We start from the raw sequence: 20,938 nt of genomic DNA, 5'->3' as shown, positions 1-20,938 counted from the left end.
CCCCCCAGGTCCGCCACCGCCTCCAGGTGCCCCGCTGCCAGAGGACCCCGACACTGCAGAGGATGGGCGATCGTTGTCGAAGAACGACTGGCCCCTGTCGTCGCCATGCGTTGCTCCGTTCTGTCCGCCTGAACGCGCAATGGCCGTCGAAGTCAGCGATGTCGACAGCAGCAGCGTCATGACGGGCGGTGTCACGGCCGCGAATCTTCCGCAAGTTTTCAGGAACGCCCGCCGGTCGTCATCTTCATTGCCACCTTGGGTCACGATGCGCCCCTCGATTTAAATCGCTTTCATTCATTTGTATTATATATTAAATAGACTTTCAACCAAAACTTTTGTTTGAAAGGTGGAGATTGCGAAGCGTGCGCCACCGGCAGATTGCCAGCATTTCCATGGCCTCGGGTTTGCTACCCCCCGGCGCCGGAGCCCCAATCTGGAGTCTCAAATAACATTAATATGCATATATCTGATTTAACTTGGTTAAGGGCAGCGCACGACGGATGATGGCCATGCCACTGCAATTTCACCGGCCCATCGAAAACATGGAGATCTGGAGCGCGAGCGGCGATGGCTTCTCGTTTGTGATCAGCCTGGAGAGCCCTACCGGTCCAGGCTTTCACGGACGCTCCGGGTACTTGGCGAGTTGGCGACCACTCTACGAGAACAATGGCGCGATCAAGATCAGCGGGTCGCCCTTCCGAACATTGGCTGAGGCCGAAGGAGCCTGCCGCAACATGGCCGAGCATCTGCGCGCCGCAACCGATGCTCACCGCCCAGCATGATGCGATGTCCAGCTAACGCGTACGTTCCGGAAGGACATTGCCGCGCTTGACGTCCTCGTAGTTTCGAACCGCCGAATCCTGCTGTAGTAGGCCGGAAGGGGCGAGTTCACGTGCGGCCGCATGTTGCCCGTTTTGCGAAATTGCAAATGCCGCGAGAACTGTTCGATTGCTGATATCGAGCTTCTGGAAGATGTGGTGAAGGTGGACTTTGATCGTACCATCGGTAATGTTCAGGAAACGCCCAATCTCCTTGTTCGACAGCCCCTCCGATACAAGTCTCATGATCTGCCGCTCCCGGTCGGTCAGCTGCGTCGGAGCCTTTTCCTCACCGGTGTGAGACTCCCCACGGACCTCGCCACCTGTGCACGGCGACCGCGATGCTGGTCCCTGGCGTTCCGCAACCCTCCTCAGGGTCGCGACCAGCATCTCCGGCTCAGCATCTCTCGTGAGGACGAGGCAGGCGCGGCCCGCGGCCAGCGTCTGCAACCGTTGATCGCCGGCCTTTTCAGCGAAGAAAATGACCCGGGTACCTTGGCCAGCGGTGTTTGCGATAGCCAGAATGTCCGGTCGACTGATACTGGGCATTGCAATATCGACCAATGCAATGTCGGGCACCAGAAGTCGGATGGCCCCAATGCAGCTTGCAGTATCGCCGCAGGCGGCCACGATCGCAAAATCGCGCTGCGCCGCAAGGACGCTGCTGATCCCCTGCAACACGATCGGGTGCCGATCCGCGATGACGACTCTGATGCGGCGCATGCTTCCCCTGCCTATTCCTGATACCCCGCGCGGCAGTTTTTATTCCTGCATTCACCTCAAGACACGCGGGAAGCACAACCAATCCGTCTGCCAAAACGCCGCACTGTCAATTCGTCACGGCGCATCGGCAACGCATGATGGCCACACCACTGTAACTCGCTTTGAGAATGCGTGCAGCACCGTAGGATTCCGGTCCTCCATGGAAAATCCGAAGCAGCGAATTCATCTACAAAACAGCGCCTTCTCAGCTGGCTACGATCTGCAAAACTCTCCCGCAGATCTGGCGGTCCAGTATGTGGCTGCCTTGTCAGGATTGGTTAACCGCGATCAAGCTCATCGCCGACCACTTATTACGAACGATATATAGTCACATTCATGATTCAAATCTAACATTCGACAAACTTGACCGGAGCGAGGCAGCTGAAAAGCCTCGACCCATAATACGAAGAGGAGGCCAAAAAGTAATACTATTCATCCAACATCAATATGAGGAATGGAAGTTTTTCAACCATTGATCAGACGTCTCGAACGACAACGGCTCTGCTTCGGCAGTAGCACCGATGAAAACCTGGTCAGCAAAGTTCGGGCGACATTTTCGCCAACCCGGCAAACTTCAATCTGGGGTCACGGGTCATCGCTGGTAATGAGTAGGTGGTCATATGTATTCTTCGGCTGTTTTGCGGCAAACGCATGAATCTCTGATCGTTCAATTCACCGAATTGCAGAATTTACGTAGTCGCGTGTCGATGGCCGAGCAGCGCCTGCTCGGCCCGATGCGAAGGGTCCGCCGGCGGAGACCGGCCGGGAGGCGACCGGCCGGTCGAAGGCACAGGCCCGGCTGGTAGCGCCAGAAGCACCGCACTGCACACTAGAGTCCTGTGCGCGGGCCGATCAGGCTTGCCCGACGGGGCTTTGACCTGATAAGCCCCCCTCCTATTTCAAATCGGAAGTAGTGGGGACGGCTTCCATGGGGAACGACGAGTGGGCATCCACGGCCACAGCCGAGCTGTGGCGGCTTTACGATGAGGTGACGGCTGTTCTTAGTCGGAGAATGATTGCGGAAAAAGCCAAGCTCGAAGAGCGGCTTCGCAGGATCGAGGGAACTTCCGGGACCCCCAACGAGGAACGCGCGCGCCGCCCCTACCCGCCAGTGCTGCCGAAGTATCAAAATCCGAAAAACCCGTCCGAGACCTGGTCCGGTCGTGGCAAGCAACCCCGCTGGCTGAAGGCGCAGCTCCGAGCCGGCAAGAAGCTGAACGATTTGTTGATTAACCGCTCGTCCATCCACAAGCGCCGCCGGACCGGTTGAGCACGGCCCGGCCCGACGCCGTACACACCGCGACGGCGCGGCCGTCCATGGACCACGAAATCTAGCGATCGCGATCCTCTTTATTGTTAGGACTGCCGTCACCGCCGCCGTTGCCGTAGCCACTGTTGCCATGCACAATATGGCCGCCTGAACTGGCTATGGCGGCTGAAGTCAGAGAGGTAGACAGCAACAGCGTCATGGCTGGAGGGGTAACGGCAGCAAATTTTCCGCAGCTTTTCAAGAACGCACGACGGCCTTCGCCGTCGGCGTCGAGGTGGGTCATCAGTGCCCTCCTCCAATCGTCGCTGAGGTGAAAATAGGGCAGAATGGACATAAGTTAACTTTTTGATTCAGAATTTCAAATGCCGACGCGCAGTCACGGCATAATGCGCACCGGCCATTACTAGCTATGAGGCTACATTGCCGCACCGTCTCGGGCCCAGCGGTCGTCATTGACATTAATCGGCAATAATATAGTTATAAATACATTAATTAGCTCGGAAGCAACCTTCGCCAATAAAATCCTTTCGGCGCACAACGAGCTCAGGGTAGCTCGACTACGTATGCAGCGCACAAAGCATTACTCTCGCCAAGTGTAAAAACGAAAGTCAGTTCATGACCGGAACCGGGACCGGAGCAGCATTCGGGCAATTGCGGTCTGGCTTCGACACGGCTTTGCGACCAGGATTCTCGCTGCCGCGTCTGGGAGCCTTGATGAGCCGAGCGCTGACGGAAACGCTCTTAGACCTGTCGGAATTAACGGTTCTCACTGAGGCCGCGACCGGCGCATATGCCGTGACGGCCGTGCTGGCAGCGATGGCTGGAGCCAGGCACGTCTATGCCTTCACGAAACCTACGCGGCACGGCACACCGGGCGATGCCAGGCGACAGACTCTGGAGCTTGCAGATTCGGTCGGTGTGGCCGATCGCATCGACGTTTTGGAGCAGATCACCCCGGGTATTCTGAATCAAACGGATATTATAACCAACAGCGGCCATCTTCGGCCTCTTACCGGTGCGCTAATCGATAAGTTATCAAAGGAGGCCGTTATCGCCCTGATGTTTGAGGCTTGGGAATTTCGCGCCAGCGACCTCGACATGCAAGCGTGCTTGCGGCGCGGAATTCCGATTGTCGGCGTGAACGAACGCCACCCGGCAGTCGATGTCTTCTCGTTTCTCGGTCCACTGAGCGTAAAGCAACTTCACGATTGCGGTTTACCCGTTTACAAGAATCGCATTGGTGTGCTGTGTGACAATGACTTTGTTGGCTCGCTCCGCGCCGGTCTCGCGAACTCTGGAGCGAGCGTGGAAACCTTTGACAGCGTTCAAGCTGTGTATCGCGACGAGTGGGACGCAATCATCGTCGCGCTGCGACCGGCGGCTCAGCCTCGTATCGGTTCGCCGGAAGCAACGCACCTCGCTGCTTGCGCGCCCGCCGGCGGGGTTATCGTGCAATTTTGGGGCGATATGGATCGAACCGTATTGTCAGCAAATGGATTGGCCGTTTGGCCAACAGCGCCTCCCGCATTGGGGCACATGGGCATTCTCCTGTCGGAGATTGGCCCTGAACCGATCGTGAGACTGCAGGCAGGCGGCCTGCGCGCTGCCGAGTGCGTTCGGCGCAGTAGACCTATTTCGACTGACGGATTCGCGCAAATCGTTACTGAGCCCCTGATCGAGCTTTCGCCGATTCACACCCCGTCCTTGCCTCGATGAGTTCGATGAGTGTGCGCGTCGCGGAGGCGAGAAACACTATACGACGCATGTCGAACGCGACCGCGGGCGCGGGTGACGATACGGGAAGATACTGCCGCTCCCTGAAGTAAGCGATTGCGTCGTCGAACCGACCCACTTCGTATGCAAGATGATAGAATTTGCCGCCGCGCTTCAGGATGCCTTGCACCGGCGATTGTGCGTCGGCGGGCTCAATGAGTTCGAGGCGCGGACCGCCGCCTGACACGAACTGGATCCTAACCTGCTGGATCGGGTCCTCGATTATAGGGCCTTCAGGATTGTAGCCCACTATCGCGAGTTCCGGCAACTCCGCCGCGATGTTTCGGCACGCCATTCCCAAATGATGAAAATGCAAATCCATCTGCTATTCCTCCTTCCCTTGCGAGCGCAAGGAGACGGGTGCGTCCTGCGGGGCGGGGAAAAAAGACGCCTTGGTAGGGGTTAGAATATCGGGACTGTAGAGGTCTTCGCGAGCGAGTAAATAATACGAATTTCGGTCGGGCGCCCCGCAGATGGGAGGGAGCAAAGGGTCCGTGATTTACGCACGGGCGATGGGTCCCCGAGCCCAATTTCCAGCGTGAAATCCGACGCCTCCAGAAGCTCGATGCGCTGCTTCCGCTGCTCTGGCCCGTTGCTAGAGGCAGTTAACCTTCCCGCGCATCAAGAAGCAGCGCCGACCAGGCCTGCTTTAACTGCGGATAATCTTCGCGCGACATCCGAAACGTAATCACGTCGTCGCCGTTCCACCAAGCCTTCGGCGAAATCTTTTCGATTTGGAAGCCAAGTCGAGTATGGAAGCTCTTCGCGGACTCGTTCTTGCTTTGCACGTTGGCCACGACGACCGAAAGCCCTAACTGCACGAATGCGAACGCGAAAAGGAGATCGAAGATCTCGGCCAGAAAGAGGCGCGCACCCGGATCGACGATCAACCGCGCCACCTCGCCGCGTTTTGCCGCGAAATCCAGGTTCGCAAGGGCGATGCTGGCAGCCGGTTTTCTCGAGCGCTTGAACTCCGCAATGAAATAGTAGTCGTCCGCCCTAGCCTGGTAGTTTCGGAAAAACTCTTCCTGCTGGGTCAAGGTCAGCTTTTCTCGAGTCATGAATTTGCCGAGAACGGGATCGTTCCGCCAAGCGATGATTTGCGCGGAGTCTTCCAGCCGGACCTCTCGGAGGACCAGGTTGTTTCCCTCGGGAGGCCGCTTGAGATTCTCAGCTTTGGCGGAAAGCGTGCCCGAGCTCGGCGGCTCCAATTCCATATGCGTCGTCATTTATTTATTTCGCCCTAATTCACACATTGAATATATTTAAATTGACCTGAGCACTAGCATTATTTAATGTTCCTGACGATAAAATGATGCTTCTTTCCTGGGTGGAGGCTCGCCATTCTCGCTGCTGTCCCTGTCTTGCCGGTCCGGCATGTAAATGATGCCGAGCTCAAGTCCTTAGCGGTGTCCGGCGATGCCGCGTTCTGGGGGCATCTCGCCGCCCGCTCACGGCAAGCCACGAGCTTTTCCGAAATGTTCTATCTGTCGACACTTCGAAAGAAGGCGAAGCTACATACGACTGAAAGTGTCCAGCCAAGACTCCGCCTCGCCTTAATCGGCGGCTACAATCTGTATCCGTTGCACGAATTGGTTGAACACCTCCTGGCCATTCGTGGAATCGAGTGCGAACGCTTCCTTGGCGAGTACGATAATTTCGTCTCAGAAGTCCTCGACGGCTCGAGTCCGCTGTACGCCTTCAAGCCGGACCTCGCCTTCATTCTGCCGAACGCGAACCACTGCCGCTTTTCGGGCGCGCTCCTCGACGCCGTGCAACATCAGCGCGAAGCTGTAGTCGGCGCCGCGGAGCAGCTCCTCAACCTCGCGCAGACTTTCATCGAACGCTCAGGTGCGGCAGTGATACTGGCAAATTTTGCGCTGCCCGGCGGCCTCGATCTCGGCTCGTTTCGTTCACGCACGCTTGGCGCCGATTGGAGTTTCCGCAAGGCGGTGAACCTTGAGCTCGGGCTCCGGGCTCCAGCTGAGGTGCAAATCTGCGACGTCGAGTTTCTCTCGGCACGCCGAGGGATCACGGCCGCGGAGGATGCGCGAGCATGGTACGAATCGAAGCAGCCCGGCTCACCTGATTTTCTAGTGGACGTCGCGCAAGAGCTAGGCCACCTGATCGCCTCCCGTAAGCAAAGCCCTAAGAAGGTGCTGGCGCTGGATCTCGATCAGACGCTATGGGGCGGCGTGATCGCGGAGGACGGTATCGAGGGAATCGAACTTGGGGACTCGTCTCCCCGCGGCGAAGCTTTCAAGGCTTTCCAGAAGTATCTCCTTTCGCTTTCCGAACGCGGCGTCCTCCTTGCGGTGTGCAGCAAGAACGACCATGCGCGCGCGATCGAGGTATTCGAAAAGCATCCCGAGATGGTTCTCCGGCTGGAGCACTTCGCCGCCTTCAAAGCCAATTGGGACCCGAAGTCCGACAACCTGCAGCGGATCGCGGATGAACTCCGCGTTGGCGTGGACAGCTTTGTCTTCGCCGATGACAACCCGGCGGAGATCGAGATTGTGCGACAGTTTCAGCCTCAGGTCCAAGGCGTGCTCCTCGGGCCGGATCCCGCCGAATTCATCGGCCGCCTCCAGGCGGGACGCCATTTCGAGCCGCGGACCGTCACGGCGGAGGATCTCGGACGGACTGCGCAGTACAACCAGGAACGGCGACGTACGGAGCTCGCGGCGAGCGTGACCGACATGCCAGCCTACCTCGCCTCGCTCGAGATGCGAGGCACGATCAAGGAGTTCGACGCGCTCGATCTGCCCCGCATTGCGCAGCTGATCGCGCGCAGCAACCAGTTCAACCTGACAACGGTTCGCCGATCCGAAACCGATATCCAGGGGCTGATGAGCAGACCGGACTACCGGTGCTTCACGATGCGGCTCGAAGACCGGTTCGGTGATTCCGGGCTCATCTGCGTGGTCATTGCTAAGGTCGAGGACGGCGTCCTCGTGCTCGACACCTGGCTCATGAGCTGCCGCGTGCTCAAGCGCCAGGTCGAGGACGAGATCATGAATGAGATTTTTCGGCTTGCAGAGGTCGCCGGCTGCGCAAGAGTGCGCGGCATTTATCTTCCGACGGCCAAGAACGGGATCGTCGCCGGAATCTACAAGGCGTTTGGCTTCGTGCGTACGGAAGACTCCGCCGCCCGAAAAGAGTTCGAGCTCGAGGTGGGGAAGTATCAGGTGCGTTCGACAAAGATACGCGTAACCCGGAGGGCTTATGAAGCAGGCTGAAGTACTGGCGAAATTGCAGGAGGTATTCGACGGCATCTTCCTCGAGAAGGTCGCGGCCAAGCCCGAGCTCTCGGCGGCGGACGTCGAGGAGTGGGACTCGCTCATGCAGATCTCGCTCGTCATCGCCGTCGAGCAGAAGTTTCGCGTACGATTCCGCGTTGGCGAGGTCGAGGCGGCGCGGACTCTGGGTGAATTCGCCGATCTGATCGCGAAACGGATGGAGGCATAAAAGCTAGATGTCGAAGGCGAAGGCGGGAATACGCGGCGCCACCCGGTTTTGGCATCCCGCGTCCCGATCTTTCGCGTACGCGGCACCACATCGCAAAACTCTCCCCGCGAAGCCCCGCCAGGCCGTCGTTCATGCGGCGGAGGCCGACAGCGAACACACCCTTCAAGAGAAGTTGACATCCGTGCACACGCGGGTTGCTTCACAAGCGGAATAATAAATATAATATTTAAAACACTTAACTTCGCGTTCAGTTAAATCACCGAGTGCAGGAATCGACTTGCGCGGAGAACAAAATGGCAAGTTTGTTCACCACCCAGACACCGTCCATCGCCAACGCCACCGACGGGGTGGGGGCGGACTATGAGCTCGGGATGCGCTTCGCCGCCGACGCGTCCGGCGTGATCCAGGCGATCCGGTACTACAAGGCCTCGAACGAGACCGGCACCCATATCGGCCACATCTGGTCGGCGACGGGCCAGGAGCTGGCAACCGTCACGTTCACCAACGAAGGCGCCTCCGGCTGGCAGCAGCAGGCACTCGCCACGCCGCTCACCATCACGGCCGGTACGACCTACGTGGTCTCGGTCAATATCAACAGCTACTACGTCTCCACCACGCAAGGCTTCGCCTCCGGCATCAGTAATGGCGGCCTGAACGCGCCGGTCGGCGCCGGCGTCTTCGACTACACCAAAGGCGTCTTCCCGAGCGCCACCTATCAGAATGCGAACTACTTCCGCGACGTCGTGTTCGCTGCGAGCGGGACCCAACCCACCAATCACCCGGGCACGGTGAGCATCAACGGCACGCCGACGCAGAACCAGACCTTGACCGCGACGGTGAGCGATGCCGATGGCCTGCCGGGCAGCATCACCTATCAATGGCAGCGAAGCACGGACGGCACCACGTGGAGCAACATCACGGGCGCGACGGCGAGCACGCTGACCCTCGGGCAGGCCCAGGTCGGCGGCTTCATACGTGTCAGCGCCGTCTACACGGACTCCCGGGGCAGCAACGAGACCCCGGTGAGCGCCGCGACCGCCACGAAAGTGGCCAATGTCAACGACGTCGGCGTCGTCACGATCAACGGCACGGCGACCCAGAACCAGACGCTGACGGCCAGCGTCGCCGATCCCGACGGCGTCCCGGCCAGCATCACCTATCGCTGGCAGAGCAGCCCCGACGGCACCACCTGGACGAATCTGTCCGCCACCACCTCGAGCCTCACCCTCGATAGCAGCCTGGTCGGCAAGCGGATCCGGGTCAATGCCACCTACACCGACCAGCTCGGCACCGGCGAGAACGCAACCAGCAGTGCCACGGCGACGGTTGCCGCTGCGAGTGCCACCACCACCCTGTTCACCACCCAGACGCCGGCCAACACCAATGCCACCGACGGGATCGGGGCGGACTACGAGCTGGGGATGCGCTTCACCGCCAACGCCTCCGGCGCGATCCAGGCGATCCGGTACTACAAGGCCTCGAACGAGACCGGCACCCATATCGGCCACATCTGGTCGGCGACGGGCCAGGAGCTGGCAACCGTCACGTTCACCAACGAAGGCGCCTCCGGCTGGCAGCAGCAGGCACTCGCCACGCCGCTCACCATCACGGCCGGTACGACCTACGTGGTCTCGGTCAATATCAACAGCTACTACGTCTCCACCACGCAAGGCTTCGCCTCCGGCATCAGTAATGGCGGCCTGAACGCGCCGGTCGGCGCCGGCGTCTTCGACTACACCAAAGGCGTCTTCCCGAGCGCCACCTATCAGAATGCGAACTACTTCCGCGACGTCGTGTTCGCTGCGAGCGGGACCCAACCCACCAATCACCCGGGCACGGTGAGCATCAACGGCACGCCGACGCAGAACCAGACCTTGACCGCGACGGTGAGCGATGCCGATGGCCTGCCGGGCAGCATCACCTATCAATGGCAGCGAAGCACGGACGGCACCACGTGGAGCAACATCACGGGCGCGACGGCGAGCACGCTGACCCTCGGGCAGGCCCAGGTCGGCGGCTTCATACGTGTCAGCGCCGTCTACACGGACTCCCGGGGCAGCAACGAGACCCCGGTGAGCGCCGCGACCGCCACGAAAGTGGCCAATGTCAACGACGTCGGCGTCGTCACGATCAACGGCACGGCGACCCAGAACCAGACGCTGACGGCCAGCGTCGCCGATCCCGACGGCGTCCCGGCCAGCATCACCTATCGCTGGCAGAGCAGCCCCGACGGCACCACCTGGACGAATCTGTCCGCCACCACCTCGAGCCTCACCCTCGATAGCAGCCTGGTCGGCAAGCGGATCCGGGTCAATGCCACCTACACCGACCAACTCGGCACCGGCGAGAACGCAACCAGCAGTGCCACGGCGACGGTTGCCGCTGCGAGTGCCACCACCACCCTGTTCACCACCCAGACCCCATCCATCACCAATGCCACCGACGGGATAGGGGCGGATTATGAGCTGGGGATGCGCTTCACCAGCGACGCTTCCGGCGTGATCCAGGCGATCCGGTACTACAAGGCCTCGAACGAGACCGGCACCCATATCGGCCACATCTGGTCGGCAACGGGCCAAGAGCTGGCGACGGTCATCTTCACCAACGAAGGCGCATCGGGCTGGCAGCAGCAGGCGCTCGCCACGCCGCTCACCATCACGGCCGGTACGACCTACGTGGTCTCGGTCAATATCAACAGCTACTACGTCTCCACCCCCCAAAACTTCGCGTTCGGCATCAACAATGGTGGCCTGAACGCTCCGGCCGGCGCCGGCGTCTTCGACTACACCGCGGGCGTCTTCCCGACCGCCGTCTACCAGAATACAAACTATTTCCGCGACGTCGTCTTCGCTCCATCCAACGTCATCGCACTCCTTAACAGTTCTACGATCTATGTCAGTGAAGCGGCCGGCACGGCCACCATCACCGTCGTACGCTCCGGCGACCTCCAGTCTCAAAACACCGTTGAGTACACGACGAACGAAATCGGCACCGCCGGAACTGCGACGGCTGGATCGGACTTCATCCAGCCCACCTTCAATGGTCGAGCGAACACCGGCCAGATCGTGTTCGCACCGGGGGAGAGCACCAAGAGCTTCACCGTCTCCATCGTCAACGATCAGCTTACCGAGGGCAACGAAACGTTCGCCGTCGGGATTCAAAATCCCGGCTCCGGATCCCTCGGAGCCCCACGCACGGTGCTCGTAACCATCGTCGACGACGACTCACCCGCCTCGATCGCAATGGCGGACGTCGTGGTGAGTGTCGCGGAGAGTACCCCCATGGCGACGATGACGCTGCTGCGCAGCGGGAACGTCAATCAAGCAGCCACGGTCGGCTTCACGACGAGCAACGGCAGCGCACTCGCAGGATCCGATTACACGACCACGTCCGGCACGGTGACCTTTGCTGCTGGCCAGGTGAGCCAAACCATCTCGGTGCCGATCATCAACGATACGACGCCGGAGAACGACGAAACCTTCACCGTCACCTTGAGCAACCCGACGGGCGCCACTCTCGGCACTCAGGCAACAACGACAGTGAAGATCCTGGATAATGACAACCCCGCTCTCGGCAATCTGGTGGGCGAGACAGCGGTGACGGGGCTGAACCAACCATCGGCGATGGACTGGACTCCCGACGGCCGCTACATGCTGGTCGCGCAGAAGGACGGCGTAGTGCGCGTGGTGGACAACGGCACATTGCGATCGACTCCGCTCATCGACCTTTCGAGCGAGGTCAATGATTTCGGTGATCGCGGGCTGCTGGGGATCGCGGTGAACCCGAATTTCGCAAGCAACCACTATGTCTACCTGCTCTACACCTACGATCCGCCCGAGACGGCGGGCCAGAGCGGTCTCGCGGCCGCCGATCAGGGCGGCAACCGACCTGATCGGCTGGTGAGGGTCACCGTCGACCCCACCACAATGATCGCCGATCCGTCCAGTGAAGTGGTGTTGGTCGGCAAGAACAGCATCTGGGCCTATACCAGCCGTCCCGACGCGAACAGCGGCGGCGATCCCAGCATCGTTCCTTCCGGGATTGTCAACGGCACCACAATCACAGCTCCCGCGAGTCAGATCGAGGTTGGATCTCAGGACAACGATCCCGATCGGCCCGGAATCCAGAACCAGAACATCCGTGATTACATTGCGACCGACAGCGATTCGCATTCTATCGGTGCCGTTCATTTCGGCCCCGACGGCTATCTCTACCTCACGGTCGGGGATGGCACATCGTACAACTTCGTCGATCCCCGCGCAGTGCGGGTCCAAGACATCCACAATCTCTCGGGCAAGCTCTTGCGGATCGATCCCATCACAGGCGAGGGAGCGCCCGGCAATCCGTATTATCAGGCCGGCGATCCAAACAGCAATCAGTCGAAAGTGTTTTACTACGGCGTCCGCAACGCGTACCGCTTCAGCTTCGATCCCGTCACGAATTTGCCTGTAGTTGGAGATGTGGGCTGGAACAACTGGGAAGAGATCGATACGGGGCCCGCCGGCTCGAATTTCGGATGGCCCTATTTTGAAGGTCCGAACAAAACCGCCAGCTACCAGGACCTCGCCCAGGCGATCACCTTCTACAATAATGGCAACCGTAACAATACGTCGGACCCGCCTGCCGTGTTCCCGATCTTGCCTCTGAGCCACGGGGCTCCGGACAACGCCCACGTGATCACTGCGGGGGATTTCTACAATCAGAACACGATGTTCTTCGACGACGTCTACAATGGAACGATCTACGCTGCGACATTGAATGCGAGCCGGCAGGTCGCAGGCGTCCAGTTGGTGGACAACGTACCAGGCATTGTGGACCTGCAGAAGGGGCCCGACGGTTGGCTCTACGGTGCCGATATATATGATGGCACCATCCGACGTTGGGTGGACCCCACGGCCGCCGCCGGGAACACGCTGGGGATCGCGGCGTCATAACGGCGGGCGCGCCGGCTCTCGACCATCGCCCGCGATCTGCGGGCGAACGTCGGTGCGGCCCCGGCTGAGGTGAGATGTCGAGAAGCTGCCACTCTTGAGAGTTATCTATACTTATACGTCGATGGGGATTCCGGCCGCGTGGCAGGAGCTCATGCTCCCGGTCGGCCAGTCGTCGCCCACAGTCGGCTGTCGCTCGGCATCTGCATGCGGACCCAGCCATACGGCACCCGCGACCACGGCTTGATCTCGGGCGTCAGATTGTCGAGGACCAGGTCGCCAGTCCTGGCGCGCACCACCAGCACAAGGTGATGGTCTCCAGAACTGGTGACCACTTCGCTCAATAGCAGGGCCCGTGCGGGCCAGCCGCGTTGCAGCAGTTCATGACGCTTGCTCACTGCGTAGTCGTTGCAATCACCGCGATCGGGGTTAACGATCCACTCCTCACCGGCAAGCCCGAGTTCATTGGGCTGCGGAGCAATGGCGCGGTTCACGGCGCGATTGATTGCTTTCAGCTCTGCCCACCGTTCCTTCGTCAACCGGGCCGGCCCACCGCGGAAGGAGCGCCGCGGGCGACATTCAGCCTCATAGCGCAGGCAAAACACCGTGTACGTGAGGGGCGGAAGCGTCGGGCGTCCCAACTCGATGTGCGCAAGAGCCGCTCGCGGCGCCGTCGGCACGGTCAACAATGCCGCATGCGCCCACTGAACGCCTCCGATCATGACAGCTACGGCTGCCGCGATGACTGGGCCCGAGGTTCGCTGCATCTGCCGATCCCCCTGCGTACGCCAAACTGAGGTCGGATCCACCGCCGACGCGGCGCGCGTCCCGATCGCGCGAAAATAATTATTTCGTATTATTTATTTAATATAATTCCACTTAATTAAATCGGCAAGAATAAATTAATAATCAAATTCGCGTTGAAAGTCGCTCAAACGGGCTGCAGTGACACCGGCGGCGCCTGCAAGGACAAATGCAAGGATGAATGGAACGGGAAGCCTTGCGGCTACAATCGTTCTCGATGGAAAGGCGCGGCAAGCGCGGCGCGGCACGGAACAGACGTGGTTCGCCGATCCAGCCAGGGCAAGAATTCAACCGCCCATATAATCATAACTGTTGATTTAATTATTCACCGAGGCCAAATCGTCAAACGGTGCTTCCTCGGGAAGGCAGATTCCATATGCCAGGTGAGCTACTCGTCATCCTGGGAGCTGAAGCTACGATACTTGTCTTCGTAGCGGCGATGACCCTGTACGCCAAGCGAATGGACGTACTGAACCGACGGTCGTTCGAGCGATCCGCAATCTCGCCCAGGCATCTGCCACGGTCGATCCGTCGAAAGCAGCGCGACCGCGGTTGATCAGGAGGTGGGTCGATCTCACCACGTTCGCCCCACCAAATCTCTTGCGGCGACCCGACATCTTCAGAACGCTGGTGTCGACTCTGCAAAGCAGACTGCAGACTCCGATCCGGCTTGTGACGCGCACTCGTCGGCCGAGCCCGCCCGCTGCCGATGCGCCCGGCCGCCCAGCCGTGCCTTCAGAGGCTGGCCGCAACGCCGGCGCCCACGGATAGGGCGCCCGCCTGGAATGCGCGCAGTCGAACGCTGCTATCTTCCGCGAAGACTCAGCGCTCCTTGAATGCGCGCCCCGCCTGATCGTGCAGCGGTTTGAGCAGGTAAGACAACGCGGTCCGACCGGCCGTCTTGATGAAGACCTCCACCGGCATGCCGGGCAACAGCTTGGCCGACCCGAGTTTCGCCAGCTCTTCCGGCTTCAGCAGAACGCGACCCGTGTAGTAACTGGTGCCGGCGCGCTGGTCCTGCGTGATGTCTGCCGAGACCATGCTGACCTCTCCGTCGATTTCGGGCGTGGTCTTCTGGTTGAACGCCGCGAAGCGCATTGTCGCGGTCTGCCCCATATAGACCTGGTCGATATCGCGCGGTGCGATCTTGACCTCGACCGCAAGCGAGTCCGCATCGGGCACGATCAGCATGATCTGCTCGCCGGGAGCGATCACACCTCCGACCGTGTGGACGCTCAGCTCGTGGACGCGACCGGTTTGCGGTGCCCTGATATCGATCCGATTCAATTGATCGACCGCCGCGGTCTTGCGCTCGCTCAGCTCGGAGAGCTTCGATCGCGTTTCGATCAGATCCTTGCCCACTTCCGTCCGCAGGTCCTGGTCGATCTGAATGATCTGGAGTCCGATTTCGGCAATCTTGCCCTTCGACTGCGCAATCATTCCTGCCAGCTGGCTGCGCTCGCCTTCGAGGCGAGCGGAATCCCGCTCGAGGGAATTGAGCCGCGTGATCGGCACCAGATTTTTTTGCCAGAGACTGCGCACGCCCTCCAGCTCCTGCCGGATAAATTCGACTTCCTTCTGCTTGGCCTCGGTCTGCCCCGTGAGGCCTTTGATCTCGTTTTCCAGCTGCGCGCTTTTCTCCTGCAACTGCGCTTTTTGGCCGCTCCGCGCCTGACGACGCAGCTCGAACAGCTTTCGCTCCGCAGTAATCGCACGGCTCGCCTCCGAGTTGCTCTCCTTGGCCCGGTCGAGCAGCACCTTGGGAAAGACAGCCTGCTCGGCGCCATCGCGCTCGGCCTCCAGACGAGCCTGCCGCGCGAACAGCTCATCGAGGCTGTTCGTGACGATGGTGGCATTCGCGAGCGTCTGCGTCTCGTCGAGGCGGATCAAAATATCCCCTGCATTAACCCGCGCGCCCTCCCGCACGCGCAACTCTCCCACGATCCCACCAGTGGAGTGCTGAACCTTCTTGACGCTCGAATCCACCACGACCACGCCTTGGGCGATCACCGCGCCCGACAATTGGGTCGTTGTCGCCCAACCGCCGACCCCAAAGGTTACAAAACCGAACATGATCATACCGACGATCATGTAACGCTGGATTGATTGCAGCGCCGGTGTCACCTGGTCGTTCATCGACCGCCTCCTTGAGTTTCCGCGACGACCTTGAGCGGTACTGGATTGCGCAACACTCTCTTGAGAACCTCCTCCCTCTTGCCGAAAGACTGAACCCTGCCTTCCCCGAGGCACAAGACATGGTCCACACCTTCCAGCGCCTTCGGACGATGCGCGACAACGGCGACAATCCCTCCCCGGCGGCGCACGTTCAGGATCGCCTCGGTCAAGGCCTCCTCGCCCTCGGCATCGAGATTGGAAGACGGCTCGTCAAGCACGACCAGGAAGGGCTTGCCGTAAAAGGCGCGCGCGAGCCCGATACGCTGCCGCTGTCCCGCCGACAGCGCCAGCCCTCCCTCGCCAATCTTCGTGCTGTAGCCGTCCGGAAGGGAGAGAATGAGGTCGTGCGCGCCCGCGGCATGTGAGGCTTCCAGAACAGCAGCGGCCGTTGCCTCCGGGTCGAACCGCGCAATGTTCATTGCGATGCTGCCGTCGAACAATTCGACGTCCTGAGGCAGATAGCCGATGTGCTTGCCGAGCGCGTCTGAAGACCAGTGATCGAGCGAAGCGTTGTCGAGCCGGATCCTGCCTCTAATGCACGGCCACACTCCCACCAGCGCGCGTGCCAGCGTCGATTTGCCGGACCCGCTCGGACCGATGATTCCAACCGCTTGCCCGCTCCGCAGCTGGAACGACACTTCGCTGAGGGTCGGCCTGTCGGAGTTCGGGGCGCCAATATAGAGGTGCTCCGCGGTGAGGGTTTCAACAGGCGCCGGCAATGCCAAGCGCTCCTCCTCGTTAGGCAGAAGCTTCAGCAAGTGATCGAGCCGTTGCCCCGATTGCCGCGCGGCGACAAATCCTTTCCAGTTCGCAATGGCCATTTCGACGGGCGCCAGTGCACGCGCGGTGAGAATCGATCCGGCGATGATGATGCCGGCGCTCGATTCCTGGTTGATGACGAGGACGGCACCAACGGCGAGAACCAGCGATTGCAAGATCGCCCGGAAGATCTTGGATGCGCCACCGAGTCCGTTTGCGACATCGCTGGCCCGCTCATGGGCCGCGAGGTACTTCGCGTTGACATCCCGCCAACGGAAAGCCGCTTGTTGCCGCATGCCCATGGCCTGCAGAACCTCGGCATTGCGCCGCCCCTCGAGCGCAAGGGCAGTTCGCGAAACGGCCAGGCGCGAGGACGCCTTTGCCGGCCCTCGGGTGCGTGTTTCCGTGAGCAGCGTAATGCCGACCAGCACCAGCGCGCCGGCCAGCGCAGTGACGCCAATCCAGAAGTGAAAGAGGAAGCAGACGCCGAGATAGATCGGCATCCAAGGCAGATCAAAGAGCGCCGTCGGCCCTCCGCTCGACAGGAAGCTGCGGACCTGATCAAGGTCCCGCACCGGCTGCAAGCCATCGCCATCGGCCCTGGTCTTGAGAGGCAGGCGAACAAGCGCGTCGAATATCCGAACACCGAGCCTTTCATCGAAATACCGGCCGACCCGGGCGCTGATCCTGTTCCTGACGAGGTCCAGCCCACCCTGAAACAGGTAAAGCACCGTCGCCAGAACCATCAAGGCGATCAGCGTCGGTATGCTGCGCCCGGGGAGCACCCGATCATAGACTTGCAGCATGAAAAACGACCCGGTGAGCATGAGGAGATTGCTCATCCCGCTGAAGGCCGCGAGAGCCCAGAAAATCCGGCGGCAAGACCGCAGGAAAGCCGACATCTCTGACTGCGACTCGTCATAGTCCTCCGCCGGCCGGGGTCGACCAGCGAATATCCGTCGCCGCAGGGCTTCGACCGAGCGCTTTGCCCAGCCGATCAGTTGCGGCGTCCGCAGTTCGGCGTCTTCCGCCCACCGCCGTCCGACCGCCCATAGCCCTGATATATGTAGAAGTGGAATTCGATAAAGATTCGCGGGCGGGGGGAATCCCCCCCGCCGTCCAAAGTCAATCATGGTAGCCGCCCTTGAACCATGCCTTTGTCGGAAGATCCCCCAAGAGATCCCCAAGGCAGTTGTTGAGTACTACTCGGTGTGGATGCCCATACCTTACGCGAAGTGGAAGTCCTGGCTGGTCAACGAACCGACCTTCATGTTCTTCAGCGTGAGCGTGTCGTCCCCCGTCGCGATGACGACGTCGCCACCTGATTGGGTCGCGTGGGAGAGAACACTGGCAAAACTGTCGAACACGCTCTTACTGAACTCGATCGCGTCGTGAGCAGGTCCGCTGGCAACGAAGCCCTTGACAACATCGTTGCCGAAATTCGCGGCAAACGAGAAAGTGTCAGCCTTGCTGGTCCCAACGAACACGTCATTGCCTGAAGTGCTCGTCTGTGTGTTGCTGGTTGTTGAGCTCGAAGTAGCAATGGTCTGCGTGGTGCTCGTGGACGACGTAGCCAGGTTCGAAGTACCGACCTGCCCATCACCGTTGAGATCCTGATGGAAGCTTGTCTCAAGCGACTTAAGCCCAGAGTCCGTACCCGACACCGAGCCGCCGGACGTGGAGCCGGTCAGGGTGCTGACATGGGAGACGTAGTTGCCGTTGTTGTCGGTGTTCCACGCCGTGTATTCACCGGTGCTCGCCTCCTTCCAGGCAACCTGATAGCCCGTCGCCGTCTTCTCCGCACCAATGGGAGTCCAGGTGCCATCTGACCCGCTCACGAAATCGGCACCGCCATCCTTAAGCGAAGGGCCCGTTCCGCTGCTGCCGTTGAGGTAGAATTTGCCGCCACTCTCAACGAGACTTGTCACACCAGCCGACTCGACGACCGTGCCAGTGGTCGGCGCTGGCGACGTTGGTGCGGTGGCAGTGGAAGTACCGATCTGACCGTCACCGTTCAGATCCTGATGGAAGGTGGTCTCCAACGATTTCAGGCCGGAGTCCGTACCCGACACGGAGCCGCCCCACGTTGACCCGGTCAGGGTGTCGACATGCGAAACGTAGTTGCCGTTGTTGTCGGTGTTCCACGCCGTGTACTGACCGGTGCTGGTCTCCTTCCAGGCAACCTCATAGCCCGTCGCCGTCTTCTCCGCACCAATTGGAGTCCAGGTGCCATCTGACCCGCTCACAAACGCCACACCGTTATCCTTCAGCGTGGGGCCCGATCCGGTGCTGCCGTTGAGGTAAAATTTGCCGCTGCTCTCAACGAGAGTTGTCGAGCCAGCCGACTCGACGACCGTACCGGCAGTCGGCGACGTGGGCGCGGTCGGCGACGACGGTGACGTCGGCGAGGTCGGTGCCGAACTGCTGATGCTCGCCGCGAACGCGGTGGACGCCGCGCCGGTGTTGCCTGCCGCGTCCGTTGCCTTGGCGGTGAGGCTGTGCGAACCGGCTGCTAGGGCAGCGCTGGTGTAGCCCCAAGCGCCATTGCTGTCGGCCGTGACGGTCCCGATCTGGGTCGTGCCGTCGAATACCTTGACGACACTGCTCGCTTCCGCCGAGCCCGACAACACCACCTGATTGGCACTGTTCACCGTATGGCTGGCCATGGTCGGCGCAGTCGGCGCTTTAGTGTCGACGGTGATTGCCAACGCAGACGACGCCGCGCTGGTCTGACCCGACGAGTTGGTCGCCGTTGCGGTGAGCGTATGCTTGGCGTCAGTCAGAACCTTTGTGATGTAGTCCCAGGCGCCGCTCGAGTCCGCAGTGGCCGAACCGATCTGGGTCGTACCATCGTAGACCTTGACCGTGCTGCCGGCGGCAGCCGACCCCTTGAGCTCGACGGTATTGTCGTTGGTGATCTTGTCGCCGGCGGCGCCGCTGTCGGTCGAGAACGACGCGATGACGGGAGCGGCCGGCAGAGTAGAACCGGTCGAACCGGAACCAGACGACGTGCTGCCCGACGAGCCATCGGCTCCTGCCGGCACCACCACTGGTGCAGATTTCGGCACCGATTCGGTATTATTCGAATTGACCACCTGACCGGTGCGCATATCCATATTGTTGGAGAACGACCAGCCGCTCGGAGCGGAGTAGAATGCCCCCCACGCCGCCTGCAGATCAAAGAAGTTGTCATGCACGCTGCCACTGTGGGCAGAACTGTCGTCGTTGTAGGAATTGGCATGAACCATATACGACATCGCTGACCCGGCGTCTCCGCCGGCCGCGATCATCGTGTTGTATGCCATGGTGGCATTCTGGATCACTCCGCCCTGCGTATTGCTGTAGAACTGGAAGCCTTCGCCTCCCGACGCCTGCGGGGTCTGATAGGTGGTATTGAACTCGACATCCACCGAGCTCGCGGTGCCGCCGCCGAACTGAAGGAAGTTCAGATGGGCGCCGTCTTGGATCGCCCCCTGCTCGACCAGATTATATTTGTAGACGACCGAGAAGCTCGGGCTGCCGTTTGCCTGCGTGAATTCGACGACGTGCTGCGGAAACTCCTTGAACCAGTTGTACTCCATCTTGACCTGGCCCGAACCGGCGAAGCCGATGAACGATGTGGCGTTACCGATGGCGCTGCCGTCAAAGGTATTATGCGCGAGGGTCAGATTGGACGCCCCCGAGGTCCCGTAGACCAGATATGATCCCTGGTTGGCGCCAATCGCAAAATTGCTGTTCGAGATCGTCGCATTCGATCCTGCGACGGTCACCTGATATCCGCCGTGAAGCGAGAAATCATACCCATCAAGCGTGATATTGTTTCCGCTGATCGTGATCGTGCGGCTCGACGTATCTATCGAAACGCCCGCCATCGAGATCGTCGCCGGATCCTTGAGCGATGTCGATGTCGCCCCGACCGCATAATCGACGCCGGCCACATTCCAGCTCGGCCGGGTTGAATAGCCGTCAAGCAGGTTCGGAAGTTGCGAAGTTGCCATTAAGGAGAGTCCCCTCTTCGAGTTTAATCTGACCTGCCACGCACTGCGCGATCAAATAACCCCATTTGAAGTCACGCAGCGATTTCAGGTCACGTAGAGCCAAGCCTGGATGCTAGGCGGCATCCGTATGGCTCACCACCAAAGGCTTTTTTTGGACAACAACACGACTCAGCAAAGGTA

Annotated in this window: 16 protein-coding genes; 7 read left to right on the top strand and 9 right to left on the bottom strand. The window is 60.4% G+C overall.

Annotated elements, in window-relative coordinates:
- Positions 1 to 279: hypothetical protein (locus GWG67_RS33820; protein ID WP_275173840.1), on the bottom strand; the 279-nt coding region annotated here is incomplete at its 3' end.
- Between the two features lie 230 nt (positions 280 to 509).
- Here GWG67_RS33820 and GWG67_RS33815 point away from each other — a divergent pair.
- Positions 510 to 782, top strand: coding sequence for a hypothetical protein (locus GWG67_RS33815; protein ID WP_166517484.1), 273 nt, complete (start codon positions 510 to 512; stop codon positions 780 to 782).
- Between the two features lie 12 nt (positions 783 to 794).
- On the opposite strand, the gene GWG67_RS33810 is transcribed toward GWG67_RS33815, so the two are convergent.
- Positions 795 to 1,541, bottom strand: a complete 747-nt coding sequence (locus tag GWG67_RS33810) for a response regulator transcription factor (RefSeq protein ID WP_275173835.1) — start codon at positions 1,539 to 1,541, stop codon at positions 795 to 797.
- On the opposite strand from GWG67_RS33810, the gene GWG67_RS33805 reads away from it, so the two are divergent.
- Together GWG67_RS33805 and GWG67_RS33800 are read left to right on the top strand one after the other, a co-directional pair.
- Entirely contained in the window at positions 1,531 to 1,908 is a 378-nt protein-coding gene (locus GWG67_RS33805) for a hypothetical protein (RefSeq protein ID WP_275173834.1), read from the top strand. The two genes, GWG67_RS33810 and GWG67_RS33805, sit on opposite strands and share 11 nt — an antisense overlap.
- Positions 1,909 to 2,508: 600 nt before the next feature.
- Positions 2,509 to 2,850 carry an H-NS histone family protein gene (locus GWG67_RS33800; RefSeq protein ID WP_275173832.1) on the top strand — a complete coding sequence of 114 codons (342 nt, stop codon included), beginning with the start codon at positions 2,509 to 2,511 and terminating at the stop codon, positions 2,848 to 2,850.
- Between the two features lie 61 nt (positions 2,851 to 2,911).
- Here GWG67_RS33800 and GWG67_RS33795 read toward each other — a convergent pair whose 3' ends face one another.
- On the bottom strand, positions 2,912 to 3,133 hold the full coding sequence (locus GWG67_RS33795; protein WP_275173830.1) for a hypothetical protein: 222 nt from the start codon (positions 3,131 to 3,133) through the stop codon (positions 2,912 to 2,914).
- Positions 3,134 to 3,465: 332 nt separating this feature from the next.
- Here GWG67_RS33795 and GWG67_RS33790 point away from each other — a divergent pair, with 332 nt between their 5' ends.
- Positions 3,466 to 4,566 carry a hypothetical protein gene (locus tag GWG67_RS33790; protein ID WP_275173828.1) on the top strand — a complete coding sequence of 367 codons (1,101 nt, stop codon included), beginning with the start codon at positions 3,466 to 3,468 and terminating at the stop codon, positions 4,564 to 4,566.
- On the opposite strand, the gene GWG67_RS33785 is transcribed toward GWG67_RS33790, so the two are convergent.
- Entirely contained in the window at positions 4,511 to 4,945 is a 435-nt protein-coding gene (locus tag GWG67_RS33785) for a VOC family protein (RefSeq protein WP_275173826.1), read from the bottom strand. The genes GWG67_RS33790 and GWG67_RS33785 overlap by 56 nt on opposite strands.
- A 283-nt stretch (positions 4,946 to 5,228) precedes the next feature.
- On the bottom strand, positions 5,229 to 5,852 hold the full coding sequence (locus tag GWG67_RS33780; protein ID WP_275173825.1) for a GNAT family N-acetyltransferase: 624 nt from the start codon (positions 5,850 to 5,852) through the stop codon (positions 5,229 to 5,231).
- Positions 5,853 to 6,032: 180 nt separating this feature from the next.
- On the opposite strand from GWG67_RS33780, the gene GWG67_RS33775 reads away from it, so the two are divergent.
- From GWG67_RS33775 to GWG67_RS33765, 3 genes are all read left to right on the top strand, one after another.
- Entirely contained in the window at positions 6,033 to 7,862 is a 1,830-nt protein-coding gene (locus GWG67_RS33775) for an HAD family hydrolase (RefSeq protein ID WP_275173823.1), read from the top strand.
- On the top strand, positions 7,849 to 8,091 hold the full coding sequence (locus GWG67_RS33770; protein WP_275173821.1) for an acyl carrier protein: 243 nt from the start codon (positions 7,849 to 7,851) through the stop codon (positions 8,089 to 8,091). The genes GWG67_RS33775 and GWG67_RS33770 overlap by 14 nt, the downstream gene beginning before the upstream one ends.
- 293 nt (positions 8,092 to 8,384) lie before the next feature.
- A complete protein-coding gene (locus GWG67_RS33765) occupies positions 8,385 to 13,025 on the top strand; it encodes a DUF4082 domain-containing protein (protein WP_275173819.1) in 4,641 nt (1,546 codons plus the stop codon).
- A 149-nt stretch (positions 13,026 to 13,174) separates the two neighbouring features.
- Here GWG67_RS33765 and GWG67_RS33760 read toward each other — a convergent pair whose 3' ends face one another.
- The 4 genes from GWG67_RS33760 to GWG67_RS33745 form a co-directional block, all read right to left on the bottom strand.
- Entirely contained in the window at positions 13,175 to 13,789 is a 615-nt protein-coding gene (locus tag GWG67_RS33760; RefSeq protein WP_275173817.1) for a transglutaminase-like cysteine peptidase, read from the bottom strand.
- Between the two features lie 859 nt (positions 13,790 to 14,648).
- Complete coding sequence (locus GWG67_RS33755; RefSeq protein ID WP_275173816.1) at positions 14,649 to 15,962, bottom strand: HlyD family type I secretion periplasmic adaptor subunit; 1,314 nt, start codon at positions 15,960 to 15,962, stop codon at positions 14,649 to 14,651.
- The gene (locus tag GWG67_RS33750) at positions 15,959 to 17,662 is read right to left on the bottom strand and encodes a type I secretion system permease/ATPase (protein ID WP_275173814.1); all 1,704 of its coding nucleotides are present in this window, start codon (positions 17,660 to 17,662) and stop codon (positions 15,959 to 15,961) included. Before GWG67_RS33750 ends, GWG67_RS33755 begins: the two co-directional genes overlap by 4 nt.
- Positions 17,663 to 17,986: 324 nt before the next feature.
- Positions 17,987 to 20,758: an Ig-like domain-containing protein gene (locus GWG67_RS33745; RefSeq protein WP_275173813.1), complete on the bottom strand. Its 2,772-nt coding sequence runs from the start codon at positions 20,756 to 20,758 to the stop codon at positions 17,987 to 17,989.
- Positions 20,759 to 20,938: the final 180 nt, after the last annotated feature.

It is taken from the genome of Bradyrhizobium sp. CSS354, assembly GCF_029051725.1.
GTDB lineage: Bacteria > Pseudomonadota > Alphaproteobacteria > Rhizobiales > Xanthobacteraceae > Bradyrhizobium.
Note: the sequence above shows the minus strand (reverse complement) of the source record. Positions and strands in the feature narration are given on the sequence as shown.

Coding starts and splice junctions, on each gene's coding strand:
- GWG67_RS33815 (WP_166517484.1), top strand. CDS start 510: ATGCCACTGCAATTTCACCGGCCCATCGAAAACATGGAGATCTGGAGC.
- GWG67_RS33805 (WP_275173834.1), top strand. CDS start 1,531: ATGCGGCGCATGCTTCCCCTGCCTATTCCTGATACCCCGCGCGGCAGT.
- GWG67_RS33810 (WP_275173835.1), bottom strand. CDS start 1,541: ATGCGCCGCATCAGAGTCGTCATCGCGGATCGGCACCCGATCGTGTTG.
- GWG67_RS33800 (WP_275173832.1), top strand. CDS start 2,509: ATGGGGAACGACGAGTGGGCATCCACGGCCACAGCCGAGCTGTGGCGG.
- GWG67_RS33795 (WP_275173830.1), bottom strand. CDS start 3,133: ATGACCCACCTCGACGCCGACGGCGAAGGCCGTCGTGCGTTCTTGAAA.
- GWG67_RS33790 (WP_275173828.1), top strand. CDS start 3,466: ATGACCGGAACCGGGACCGGAGCAGCATTCGGGCAATTGCGGTCTGGC.
- GWG67_RS33785 (WP_275173826.1), bottom strand. CDS start 4,945: ATGGATTTGCATTTTCATCATTTGGGAATGGCGTGCCGAAACATCGCG.
- GWG67_RS33780 (WP_275173825.1), bottom strand. CDS start 5,852: ATGACGACGCATATGGAATTGGAGCCGCCGAGCTCGGGCACGCTTTCC.
- GWG67_RS33770 (WP_275173821.1), top strand. CDS start 7,849: ATGAAGCAGGCTGAAGTACTGGCGAAATTGCAGGAGGTATTCGACGGC.
- GWG67_RS33765 (WP_275173819.1), top strand. CDS start 8,385: ATGGCAAGTTTGTTCACCACCCAGACACCGTCCATCGCCAACGCCACC.
- GWG67_RS33760 (WP_275173817.1), bottom strand. CDS start 13,789: ATGCAGCGAACCTCGGGCCCAGTCATCGCGGCAGCCGTAGCTGTCATG.
- GWG67_RS33755 (WP_275173816.1), bottom strand. CDS start 15,962: ATGAACGACCAGGTGACACCGGCGCTGCAATCAATCCAGCGTTACATG.
- GWG67_RS33750 (WP_275173814.1), bottom strand. CDS start 17,662: ATGTCGGCTTTCCTGCGGTCTTGCCGCCGGATTTTCTGGGCTCTCGCG.
- GWG67_RS33745 (WP_275173813.1), bottom strand. CDS start 20,758: ATGGCAACTTCGCAACTTCCGAACCTGCTTGACGGCTATTCAACCCGG.